Origin of the sequence: Roseicyclus marinus (assembly GCF_030163795.1) — a bacterium.
GTDB classification, from domain to species: domain Bacteria; phylum Pseudomonadota; class Alphaproteobacteria; order Rhodobacterales; family Rhodobacteraceae; genus Roseicyclus; species Roseicyclus marinus.
This window is the reverse complement of the sequence record NZ_JASJOF010000005.1, coordinates 303898-314607: the sequence shown is the minus strand read 5'-3', so window position 1 is coordinate 314607 and position 10710 is coordinate 303898. Positions and strand designations below refer to the sequence as shown.

General features: G+C 66.3%; 11 protein-coding genes. 2 read left to right on the top strand and 9 right to left on the bottom strand.

Annotated features, from left to right (window positions below; translation table 11 throughout):
- Positions 1-1787, bottom strand: a 1787-nt coding sequence (locus QQK63_RS10395) for a DEAD/DEAH box helicase (protein WP_284283203.1), incomplete at its 3' end; no start/stop codon positions are given.
- A gap of 207 nt (positions 1788-1994) precedes the next feature.
- On the opposite strand from QQK63_RS10395, the gene QQK63_RS10390 reads away from it, so the two are divergent.
- Positions 1995-2834 (top strand): sulfite exporter TauE/SafE family protein, encoded by an 840-nt coding sequence (locus QQK63_RS10390; protein ID WP_277824940.1) that lies wholly within the window; start codon positions 1995-1997, stop codon positions 2832-2834.
- Here the strand turns inward: QQK63_RS10390 and QQK63_RS10385 are convergent.
- The 5 genes from QQK63_RS10385 to pobA are packed head-to-tail and all read right to left on the bottom strand — an operon-like array spanning position 2831 to position 6583.
- On the bottom strand, positions 2831-3664 hold the full coding sequence (locus tag QQK63_RS10385) for a 3-oxoadipate:acetyl-CoA acetyltransferase (RefSeq protein WP_277824938.1): 834 nt from the start codon (positions 3662-3664) through the stop codon (positions 2831-2833). The genes QQK63_RS10390 and QQK63_RS10385 overlap by 4 nt on opposite strands.
- 2 nt (positions 3665-3666) lie before the next feature.
- Positions 3667-4284 (bottom strand): protocatechuate 3,4-dioxygenase subunit alpha, encoded by a 618-nt coding sequence (gene pcaG / locus QQK63_RS10380; RefSeq protein WP_277824936.1) that lies wholly within the window; start codon positions 4282-4284, stop codon positions 3667-3669.
- Position 4285: 1 nt separating this feature from the next.
- Entirely contained in the window at positions 4286-5011 is a 726-nt protein-coding gene (gene pcaH, locus QQK63_RS10375) for a protocatechuate 3,4-dioxygenase subunit beta (protein WP_277824934.1), read from the bottom strand.
- Entirely contained in the window at positions 5008-5391 is a 384-nt protein-coding gene (gene pcaC, locus QQK63_RS10370; RefSeq protein ID WP_277824932.1) for a 4-carboxymuconolactone decarboxylase, read from the bottom strand. The genes pcaH and pcaC overlap by 4 nt, the downstream gene beginning before the upstream one ends.
- Positions 5392-5413: 22 nt before the next feature.
- Positions 5414-6583 carry a 4-hydroxybenzoate 3-monooxygenase gene (pobA, locus tag QQK63_RS10365; protein ID WP_277824930.1) on the bottom strand — a complete coding sequence of 390 codons (1170 nt, stop codon included), beginning with the start codon at positions 6581-6583 and terminating at the stop codon, positions 5414-5416.
- Positions 6584-6767: 184 nt separating this feature from the next.
- Between pobA and QQK63_RS10360 the strand changes: the two genes are divergently transcribed.
- Entirely contained in the window at positions 6768-7607 is an 840-nt protein-coding gene (locus QQK63_RS10360) for a YiiX/YebB-like N1pC/P60 family cysteine hydrolase (RefSeq protein ID WP_277824928.1), read from the top strand.
- A gap of 21 nt (positions 7608-7628) precedes the next feature.
- Here QQK63_RS10360 and QQK63_RS10355 read toward each other — a convergent pair whose 3' ends face one another.
- The 3 genes from QQK63_RS10355 to QQK63_RS10345 form a co-directional block, all read right to left on the bottom strand.
- Positions 7629-8090: a hypothetical protein gene (locus QQK63_RS10355; RefSeq protein WP_277824926.1), complete on the bottom strand. Its 462-nt coding sequence runs from the start codon at positions 8088-8090 to the stop codon at positions 7629-7631.
- 214 nt (positions 8091-8304) lie between these two features.
- Positions 8305-9159 (bottom strand): universal stress protein, encoded by an 855-nt coding sequence (locus QQK63_RS10350; protein ID WP_277824924.1) that lies wholly within the window; start codon positions 9157-9159, stop codon positions 8305-8307.
- Between the two features lie 13 nt (positions 9160-9172).
- On the bottom strand, positions 9173-10663 hold the full coding sequence (locus QQK63_RS10345) for a SulP family inorganic anion transporter (protein WP_277824922.1): 1491 nt from the start codon (positions 10661-10663) through the stop codon (positions 9173-9175).
- Positions 10664-10710: the final 47 nt, after the last annotated feature.

Here is a 10710-nt window from a genome sequence, read left to right as displayed (position 1 = left end):
TACGGGATGCACAACGAGCCGGGCCTGCCCGTGGGCGAATTCGGTGTGGCGCCGGGGCCGATCATGGCGGCGGCGGATGAATTGCGCGTGGTTGTGCGGGGGCGCGGCGGGCGCGGGCTGTCGGCGCGGGGCGCGTCAGACCGGGGCTTGCGCGCGGGGCGTTCTGCGCGCTCGGGCCGGTCGGGCCGGGGGCCGCGCCGCTGGCTGGCGAAATCGGGGGCCGTGTCGAGCTGGCGGGCGGTCACGTCTTCCTCCAGCACGCCGCCGGCCCCGAGGCTGGCGAGGAAACCGGGCACGGCCGTTTCGGCCAGTTCCACGAGGGTCGTGCTGGCCTGTACCCGGATCTTGCCGATATGGACCTTGTCGAGATTGCCAGCCCGGCAGAGCATCGGCAAAAGCCAGCGCGCCTCGGCCCGTTTGTCATGGCCGGTCGAGAGTTCGAACCAGACCGAGGGGCCGAAGGGCGCGCGCTCGGGGCGGGGGGCGGCGGTGCCGGGGGCGTTGACCTCCTCGGGTGCGGACAGGCCCGCGCGGTAGAGGCGCAGGCAGGCCATGGCGATGGCTTCGGGCGAGCGGTCTGCCATCAGGCGCGCGGCAAAACTCGCCTCGCCTTCGGTCATCGGTGCATCCCAGAGCGGATCGGTCAGAAGGCGCGTTTCATCGAGGGCAAGGATATCCTCGGCGGTGGGGGCAAAGGTCCATTCCGCCTCGATCTTGGCCCATTTGAGCAGGCGCGACGCCTTGTTCGTCGCCTTGTCGGGGACGATCATGGCCGAGATCCCCTTGCGCCCGGCGCGGCCCGTGCGGCCCGAACGGTGCAAGAGTGCCTCGGTATTCGTGGGCATATCGGCGTGGATCACCAGATCGAGCTTGGGCAGGTCGATGCCGCGTGCGGCCACATCGGTCGCCACGCAGACCCGCGCGCGCCCGTCGCGCATGGCTTGCAGCGCATGGCTGCGTTCATCCTGGCTCAGTTCGCCCGAGAGCGTCACCACCGGCAGGCTGCGATTGGCGAGCCGCGCGGCCAACCGAGCGACAGTGGCGCGGGTATTGGCGAAAACGATTGCCGTGGGCGCATCGTGGTAGCGCAGGAGGTTGATGATCGCGTGTTCCACGTCATGGGCTGCGACCTGAACCACCTGATAGGCGATATCGGCATGTTGGCTGCCGCGCACCACGGTCGTCACGCGGACCGCGTCGCGCTGGTATTGCTTGGCCAGTTCCGCGATGGCGGGCGGCACGGTGGCCGAGAACATCAAGGTGCGGCGGGTGGCGGGTGCCTCGCCCAGCATGAATTCGAGGTCTTCGCGGAAGCCGAGATCGAGCATCTCGTCGGCTTCGTCCAGCACGATGGCGCGGATATCGGTCAGGTCGAGGTTGTTGCGCGTGATGTGGTCGCGCAACCGGCCCGGCGTGCCGACGACGATATGCGCGCCGCGGTCGAGCGCGCGGCGTTCCTCGCGCGTGTCCATGCCACCGATGCAGGAGACGACGCGGGCGCCCGCATCTGCGTAAAGCCATGCCAATTCGCGTTGCACCTGAAGCGCCAATTCGCGGGTCGGCGCGATGACGAGGGCAAGGGGCGCTGCGGGAGGGCCGAGCCGTTCGGCATCCCCCAGCAGGGTTTTCGCGATGGCAAGGCCGAAGCCCACGGTCTTGCCCGATCCGGTCTGCGCGGACACCAGCAGATCGGCCTCGGCCAGATCGGGGTTTGTCACGGCCTCCTGCACTTCGGTCAGGGTGTCGTAGCCGCGTTCGGCAAGGGCTTTGGCGAGGGTGGGGATCATGTGCGCGCGTCCGTGGGGTGTCGGCGTCAGTGTGACGCGACAAAGTCTGCGCTGCTAGGGTATCACGTGCCGCATGTCCAGCGCGGGCTTCGGGCCGGGCCTGCCGTGCTATCCTTCGTTGCGGCGGCGATTGGGGTCTGGAACATCCCGTCGATCTCCGGCACAGGGGCCGCATCGGGCCGTTGCCCCATACAGGAATGCCCTCTCATGACCCTTTTCGACGATCCGGCGCTCATCTGGGCGCTTGTCGCCGCGCTCGTTCTGGCGGGTGCTGCCATCGGTTTTCTGGCCGGACTTTTCGGCGTGGGTGGCGGTGCCATCTCGGTGCCCGTGTTCTTCGAGATCTTTCGCGCACTGGAGTATCCGCCCGAGATCGCCATGCCGCTGGCGGTGGGCACGTCGCTGGCCGTGATCATCCCGGTGTCGGTCAATTCCGCGCTGGGCCATCGCAAGCATGGCACGCTCGACATGGAGATGTTGCGCCTGTGGGCGGTGCCGGTGCTGTTGGGTGTGATCCTTGGCGCGGTGATCGCGCGGTTCGCGCCGCCTGCGGTGTTCCAGGCCGTCTTCGTCATGGTCGCGTCGATCAATGCGGCGAAGCTGTTGACCGGCGGGCGGGGTTGGCAATTGGCCGACAGCCTGCCGGGGCGCGCGGCGATGCGGGTCGCGGGCGGGGTGATCGGCTTGGTGTCCGCGATCATGGGGATCGGGGGCGGGGCGGTGTCGAACCTGTTCCTGACGTTGCATAGCGTGCCGATCCACCGGGCGATTTCGACCTCGGCGGGGGTGGGCGTGTTGATCGCCATACCGGGGACCATCGGCTATGTGCTGGCGGGTCTGGGGCAGGAGGGGTTGCCGCCCACATCGCTTGGCTTCGTGTCGGGGGCGGCCTTCGCGCTGACCATGCCGACCTCGATGCTGACGACGCGGTTGGGGGTGGGACTGGCCCACAAGCTCTCGCGGCGGAGCCTTGAGCTGGCGTTTGGCAGTTTCCTTGCGGTCGTGGCCGCGCGCTTCATCTACGCGCTGGTGTTCGGAGACGGTTAAGCCGCTTTCAGCCCAAGGATCGCGCGCGCCTGTTGCCATGTGGCGACGGGGCGTTCGTTTTTCTCGCAGATCTCGACCGCGCGGCGGATGAGGGCGGCGTTGGAGGGGGCAAGGCGGTCGCGGTCGAGCCGCACGTTATCCTCGAGCCCCGTGCGGGCATGGCCGCCCGCTGCGATGGCCCATTCGTTGAGGGTGATCTGGTGCTGGCCGATGCCCGCCGCGCACCAAGGGGCATCCGCGCCAAAGAGGCGATGGACGGTCTTGATGTAGAACTCGAACACCTCCCGGTCCACGGGCATGGCGTTTTTCACGCCCATGACGAATTGGACGTAGGGGGTGCCCGCAAGCTGGCCCTTGTCGGCCATCTCGCGCGCTTTAAGGATATGACTGAGGTCGAAGGCCTCGATCTCGGGCTTCACGCCGTAGGTGAGCATCTCGGAGGCGAGCCAATCCACGAGGTCTGGCGGGTTTTCATAGACGCGGGTGGGGAAGTTGTTGGAGCCGACGGAGAGCGAGGCCATGTCGGGCCGCAGCGGCAGCATCCCGCCCCGCGCCTGACCCGCGCCGGAGCGGCCACCGGTCGAGAACTGGATGATCATGCCGGGGCAGTGTTTCTTGAGCCCCTCCTTCAACCGGGCGAATTTCTCGGGGTCCGAGGAGGGGGTTTCGTCTTCGTTGCGGACATGGGCGTGGACGATGCTCGCGCCCGCCTCAAAGGCCTCGTGGGTCGACTCCACCTGTTCGGAGACCGTGATCGGAACGGCGGGATTGTTGGCTTTGGTCGGCAGGGAGCCGGTGATGGCGACGCAGAGGATGCAGGGATTGGTCATGATCAGATCTCGAAAAAGACGGTTTCGGCGTCGCCCTGGATGCGGATGTCGAAGCGGTAGATGACATGGCCGTCGCGGTCGGCGCGGCGGGCGATGAGGGTGGGACGGCGGCTTGCCCATTCGATCCCGTTCAGGACCGGATCGGCGGCATTGGCGTCGGCTTCATCCTCGAAATAAAGCCGGGTGTGCAGGCCGAGGTTGATGCCGCGCGCCACCAGCCAGAGGCTGATGTGCGGAGCTTGCGTGGTGCCGTTCCGGCCGGGAACCTGCCCCGGTTTCACCGTGTCGAACCCCCATTCGCCGGTGGCGAAATCGGTGATGACCCGGCCCCAGCCGCGAAAGCCGTCCTCGACCGGCCCGCCGCCTTGCGCGTGGGCGTAATGGCCCGCGGCATTGGCCTGCCATGCCTCCAGCATGACGTCCTTGATCGGGCTGCCCGTGCCGTCGATCACCAGCCCCTCGACCCGGATGCGCTGACCCTTTGCATTGGGGCCCGCGATGTCATGGCCCAGTTCGTGGTCGTAGATGTCGAAGCCCGCCGCCCCGGGGGAAAGCCCGATATGGACATAGGGACCGGCGGTCTGGGACGGCGTTTCCTTGAGATAGGGAAGGTCGGTCATCTCAGTTCCCCTCCAAACGGTTTTCGAACAGGGTCGACCGCCGCCCGCGCAGGACGATGTCGAAGCGGTAGGCGATGCTGTCGAGGGGCACGCTGGCGTTCATGTCGAGCCTTGCGATCAGCGCCTCTACCGCCGTCGGGTCGGGGATGGTCTGCACGATGGGGCAGAGCGGGATCAGCGGATCGCCTTCGAAATAGAGTTGGGTGATGAGGCGCTGGGAAAAGGACGCGCCGAAGACCGACACATGGATATGCGCGGGCCGCCAGTTGTTGATCCGGTTGCGCCACGGATAGGCGCCGGGTTTGACCGTGCGGAAGAAATAGTAGCCGTCGCTGTCGGTGAGCGTCCGCCCGCAGCCGCCGAAATTCGGGTCGATGGGCGCAAGGTAGCGGTCGTTCACATGGCGGTAGCGCCCGCCCGCGTTGGCCTGCCAGATTTCCACCAGCGTGTTCGGCACGGGACGCGCGTTTTCATCGAGCACGCGGCCATGGAGGATGATGCGTTCCCCGATGGGATCGCCCGTCTTGGCGTAGTTGCGGATTAGGTCGTGATCGAGCGGGCCGATATCGGAAGGACCGAAGGTGGGGCCGGTGATCTCGCTGATGCTTTGTTCGAGGCTTATGGGGGCAAGGCGCGGGCTGCGCGCGACCGAGGTCTTGTAGCCGGGTGTGAGCGCGGGCGGATGCCGGTCGGGATCGCGCTGGTAGTATTCGGCGGGGGGTTTCATCGCGCCTCCTCCTCCATCTCGGCCAGGGTCTGTTTGGCGAGCTTGATCGCGTGGTTCGCCTTGGGCACGCCCGCGTAGATCGCGACATGCAAGAAGGCCTGCAGGATGTCATCGGCGCTGGCCCCGGTGCGGGCTGTGGCGCGCACATGCATCGGGATTTCGTCGAAACTGCCGGTGGCCGCGAGAATGGCGAGCGTCAGCATGGAGCGTTCGCGACGCGTGATCGTGTCGTCGGCCCAAAGCGTGCCCCATGCGCTTTCGGTGATGAGCGTCTGGAAGGGCGCGTCGAAGGCGGTTTTCGCGGCCTCGGCCCGGTCGACATGGGCATCGCCCAGAACCGCGCGGCGGGTGGTCATGCCGGTCGTGTGGCGGTCGGTCATCGTCTGGTCCTTTCGGGCGCGGTCAATAGGGCAGGCCCACGTAGTTTTCCGCCATCGCCTGTTGGGCGGCGCGGTTGGTGCGCAGGAATTCCAGTTCGGCGATCTGGATGCGCAGGTCGAAATCGGATTGATCGGGGTAGCGGTGCATGAGGCTGGAGAACCACCAGCTGAAGCGTTCCACCTTCCACACGCGGGCGAGCGCCTTGGCGGAATAGGTGTCGATCCCGTCGGTCGATCCGGTTTCGTAGAATTGGCGCAGGCCGGTGAAGAGGTAGTTCACGTCGGAAGCGGCGGTGTTCAGACCCTTGGCCCCCGTGGGCGGCACGATATGGGCGGCATCGCCGCACAGGAACAACCGCCCCCAGCGCATTGGTTCGGTGACGAAGGACCGCAGGGGGGCGATGGATTTCTCGATCGAGGGGCCGGTGACCAGCCGTTCGGCCTGATCGGGGGGGATGCGGCGTTTGAGTTCCTGCCAGAAGGCGGCATCGGTCCAATCCTCGGGTTTGTCCGACAACGAGCATTGGATGTAGTAGCGGCTGAGCGTGTCGCTGCGCATGGAGCAAAGCGCAAAGCCGCGCGGGCTGTTGGCATAGATCAGTTCGGGGTTCACGGGCAGCGTTTCCGACAAGATGCCCAGCCAGCCGAAGGGATAGACCTTTTCGTATTCGCGGCGGATGGTCAGGGGGATCGCCTGTCGGCTGACGCCGTGGAACCCGTCGCAGCCGGCGATGAAATCGCAGTCGATCCGGCGCGCCTCGCCGTCCTTGCGGTAGGTGACATGGGGGCTGTCGGTGTCGGCGTCGTGGATCGTGACATCCTCGACCTCGAATTCTATGGGGCCGCCTGCCGCCTCGCGCGCGGCGTAGAGATCGCGCGTCACTTCGGTCTGGCCGTAGACGATGACGGGGGTGCCGGTCAGGTCGGTGAAATCCACCCGGAACATCGTGTCACCATAGGCGATCAGCGTGCCGTGATGGACATGGCCGATGGACCGGAGCCTGTCGGCGCAGCCGGCCTGCTCCATCAGGCGGACCAGCCCCTGTTCCAAAACGCCCGCGCGGATGCGCGATAGCACGTAATCCTTGGTCTTGCGTTCCAGCACCACGCTGTCGATGCCGTGGCGGTGCAAAAGCTGCGCCAGCAGAAGGCCCGATGGCCCACCCCCGATGATCGCGACCTGCGTGCGCATTCTGTCTCCCTCTCCGGCGGGCATCGTAGGGCGGTCGGGCGGGATGGGGAAGACCGGCTGTGCGCCCCGTGGGGCCACGCACGGCGCGATCACGCGATGTCAAGAAAGCGGGCGTATCCAGAAGGGCACTGGACGGCGGAACGGCGGGCTGTTTTCCATGCAGTCCGGGCGACGGAGGGGCGCGATGGAGAACGGCAAGATCACGGCGATGGATCGCGCGCTGGATGCGATCGGGCGGCAGCTTGCGCGCAAGCTGAACCAACCTGCCTCGGGCTACAAACCTTACACGCCCTCGGACCTGACGACGCTGTGCCGCGTGCTGCGGCCCGGTGATGTGCTGCTGATCGAGGGGCGGGAACGGGTTTCGACGGCGATCAAGTATCTGACCCAATCCACATGGTCCCATGCCGCCATGTTCGTGGGCGATGCCCTGCCCGCGCCGGAGGATGGATCGGAGCGGCCCCGGCTGGTCGAGGTGAACCTTGGGCAGGGTTGCGTCGCCTCGCCCCTGTCGAAATACGTCAGCTACAACACCCGCATCTGCCGCCCCGTCGGTCTGACCGATGCCGAACGCGCCGAGGTTGCGGCCTTCATGGTCGCGCGGATCGGGTTGAAATACGACATGCGCAACATCTTTGACCTCGCGCGCTATTTCCTGCCGACGCCGCCCGTGCCGGTACGTTGGCGGCGGCGGATGATCGCTTTTGGCTCGGGCGATCCGACGCGGGCGATCTGTTCGTCGCTGATCGCGCAGGCCTTTCAATCGGTGCGCTATCCGATCCTGCCCGGCGTGACCGAGGTGAAGACCCGCAACGGCCCGCGCGAGGCGCGCGCCGAAATGCTGCATATCCGGCACCATTCGCTGTTCGCGCCGCGCGATTTCGACCTGTCGCCGTTTTTCGAGATCGTGAAGCCGCGCATCGCGGAGGGTTTCGACCACCGCATGATCACGTGGTCGACGCCGCCCGGGAACGAGGCTGTGGCGGAGGGTGTCGCCCCGGGTCTGCGGCACACTGCGGGGTGATTGCGGACGGTGCGGGGCGCGTCATTCCAGCGTGGCGTCGACCTCGATCACCGTGCGGCCGTCTTGGTCGGTGACACCCGCGACGATCTTGGCGTTGGTGATGCCCGTGCCCGAGAATTCGATCGAGCGGTCCAGCAGGTCATCCGCGCCTTGGTCGATCTGGAAGCCGCCGTCGCGCAACGCGGCCTCCCATTCGGTGAAGAGCGTGTCGACCTCGGCGGAGGTCGAGAAGGAGAAGAGCCGGATCGTCGATCCCACGGCGCGGTCGGTCAGAAGTTCGGCATCCTGCGGCGGGGCAAGAACATCGGGCATCCAATCCTGCGTCCACTCTGCCAGCCCGTCCTGCGCGTGCAGGATCGCGCTGGCGGCCAGCACGATGACGCCCGCCAAGAGCATCTCGCGCAGGCGGGCGGGCGTGAGGCGCGGCGGGCGCGGCATGGACAGGGCAGGTGTGCGGGCGGGAAGGATGTTCGCGTTTGTCATAGTCGTCCACTTAGGCGTTGGGCCGGGGTCTGCAAATCCATGGGCGGAACCCTGCCGAACCGGCAGGGCCGCGCGGCGCGAAACCCGTTCATCGCGTCACGCAAGGCGAATTGGAGCACGTCGCGTTCATTCGCATTCACGCGCCGCGCTCCAACCTTTTGATGTCGCATGTCCGGGGAGCGCAAAACCGGTTCCCACTTTTGCGCGACATGCTTTACCGCATCAGGACGACGGGCACCTTGCAGGATCGCACCATTTCCGTGGTGGTCGAGCCGATCACGAGGCTGCGGATGCGGGAGTGGCCATAGGCCCCCATCACCAGCATGTCGAAGCCTTCGGCCTCGATGAGACGGGCAAGCTCCGTCTCGGGCTGGCCGGGGATGATCCGTGTGTCCACCGACAGTTCCGTCGCCGCGAGCCGTGTCGCGGCCTCCGACAGGGTGGCGCGGTGGTCGGCGCTGTCCGGGCCGACCGTCACGAGGGTGATGGAGAGGCCGCGAAACACCGGGCTTTGCGCGATGTGATCCACGGCCTTGCGGGCCGAGGTGCCGCCGTCATGGGCGACAAGCACGCGCGCGATGGGCCGGAAGGCGCGGGAGGCCACGAAGACCGGGCGATGCGCGCTGCGCACGATGCGTTCGAGGTTGGACCCCAGATGCCCCTTGGCGAAATCCGCCGCCTCGCCGCGTTTGCCGATCACGATGACGCGGGCGTCCTGTTCGGTATCGGCGATGGTTTCGACCACATCGCCATGGCGCAGCCGCGTCGTGATCTCGGCCACGCCGTCGGTTTCGAGGATGGTGCGCGCATCTTCGAGGATGGCGCGGCCCTTTTGCGTGATCAGCTTGGCGCGCTGGGCGTCCAGATCGGCCAGTTCCTTGAGCAGCGTGCTGCGCGCGCCCAGCCGGATCGACCCCGACAGATCGGTGCCCTCGGGCGCTTCGCGGCGGCCCAGAACATGGATCAGTTCGACCGGCGCCTGCGTTCGCCCGGCGATCCATCCCGCGTGGTGGCACACGCTTTCGGAATAGATCGACCCGTCGACCAGCGCGATGATCTTGTCCGTCATGGCGGCCCCTCCCTCAATGATCCAAGAGCGCGTCCATCGCGCCGGGCTTGTCGTGGATGGCCAGCTTGTCGACCAGTGTTTCGGTCGCGGCGTTCATGCCCACCACCTCGACCTCAGCGCCGTCGCGGCGGAATTTCAGGATCGCCATGTCGAGCGCCTGAACCGAGGAAATGTCCCAGATATGGGCGCGGCTGACGTCGATCACGACGCGTTCGGGCGCTTCGCGGAAATCGAAGGCATCCATGAAATCCTCGACCGAGCCGTAAAAGAGCTGCCCTTCGACGTGGTAGGTGCGGACGCGGCCATCGGCGCTGATGTCGCTGCGGACCTTGAAGAGCTGTGCGATCTTGCCCGCAAAGAAGATGCCCGAGAGCAGCACGCCCACCAGCACCCCGATGGCGAGGTTATGGGTCCAGACCACGGTGGCGACGGTGGCCAGCATGACGATGGAGGAGGAGCGGGGATGCACGGCAAGGTTGCGGATCGAGGACCATGAGAAGGTGCCGATGGAGACCATGATCATGATCGCCACCAGCGCGGGCATCGGAATGATGCTGACCAGATCGCCCAGACCCACAACGAGGATCAGGAGGAACACGCCCGCCACGAAACACGACAACCGTCCGCGCCCGCCGGATTTCACGTTGATGATGGATTGCCCGATCATGGCGCAGCCCGCCATGCCCCCGATGAAGCCGGTTGCCGTATTGGCCAGACCTTGGCCGATGCATTCCTGATCGCGGCTCGATTTCGTGTCGGTCAGGTCGTCGACGATGTTCTGGGTCATCAGGCTTTCCAACAGGCCCACCACCGCCACGGCCAGCGCATAGGGAAAGATGATCGCCAGCGTCTCGAAATTGAGCGGCACATCGGGGAGCAGAAAAACGGGCAGCGTGTCGGGCAATTCGCCCATGTCGCCCACCGTCCGCACATCGAGGCCAAGGGTGACCGTCACCACCGTCAGCACGATGATCGTGACCAGCGGCGAGGGGACAGCCTTGGTGATCTTGGGAAAGAGGTAGATGATGGCAAGCCCCGCAGCGACCAGGAGGTAGGTCAGCCCTGTGACGTTGCGCGGATCAAGTTCGGGCAATTGCGCCATGAAGATCAGGATGGCGAGCGCGTTGACGAAGCCCGTCATCACCGATTTCGAGACATAGCGCATGACGAAACCAAGGCGCAAAAGCCCCATGGCGATCTGCAACAGCCCCGCCAGAACAGTCGCGGCAAGCAGGTATTGCAGGCCGTGATCGCGCACCAGCGTCACCATCAGGACGGCGGTGGCGGCGGTGGCGGCCGAGATCATGCCGGGCCGCCCGCCCGCGATGGCGGTGATCACGGCGATCGAGAAACTGGCGTAAAGCCCGATCTTGGGGTCGACGCCCGCGATGATCGAAAAGGCGATCGCCTCGGGGATCAGCGCCAGCGCCACGACGAGGCCCGCCAGCAGATCGGCGCGGATATTGCCGAGCCATTGGGCCCGGTAGGTGTCAAAGGACATCATGTTCAATCTTGTCCGAACCCGACCGCATCTGGGGCGCGCGGCCAGCG

Coding starts and splice junctions, on each gene's coding strand:
- pcaH (WP_277824934.1), bottom strand. CDS start 5,011: ATGAAACCCCCCGCCGAATACTACCAGCGCGATCCCGACCGGCATCCG.
- QQK63_RS10360 (WP_277824928.1), top strand. CDS start 6,768: ATGGAGAACGGCAAGATCACGGCGATGGATCGCGCGCTGGATGCGATC.
- QQK63_RS10355 (WP_277824926.1), bottom strand. CDS start 8,090: ATGACAAACGCGAACATCCTTCCCGCCCGCACACCTGCCCTGTCCATG.
- QQK63_RS10350 (WP_277824924.1), bottom strand. CDS start 9,159: ATGACGGACAAGATCATCGCGCTGGTCGACGGGTCGATCTATTCCGAA.
- QQK63_RS10390 (WP_277824940.1), top strand. CDS start 1,995: ATGACCCTTTTCGACGATCCGGCGCTCATCTGGGCGCTTGTCGCCGCG.
- QQK63_RS10385 (WP_277824938.1), bottom strand. CDS start 3,664: ATGACCAATCCCTGCATCCTCTGCGTCGCCATCACCGGCTCCCTGCCG.
- QQK63_RS10345 (WP_277824922.1), bottom strand. CDS start 10,663: ATGATGTCCTTTGACACCTACCGGGCCCAATGGCTCGGCAATATCCGC.
- pcaG (WP_277824936.1), bottom strand. CDS start 4,284: ATGACCGACCTTCCCTATCTCAAGGAAACGCCGTCCCAGACCGCCGGT.
- pcaC (WP_277824932.1), bottom strand. CDS start 5,391: ATGACCGACCGCCACACGACCGGCATGACCACCCGCCGCGCGGTTCTG.
- pobA (WP_277824930.1), bottom strand. CDS start 6,583: ATGCGCACGCAGGTCGCGATCATCGGGGGTGGGCCATCGGGCCTTCTG.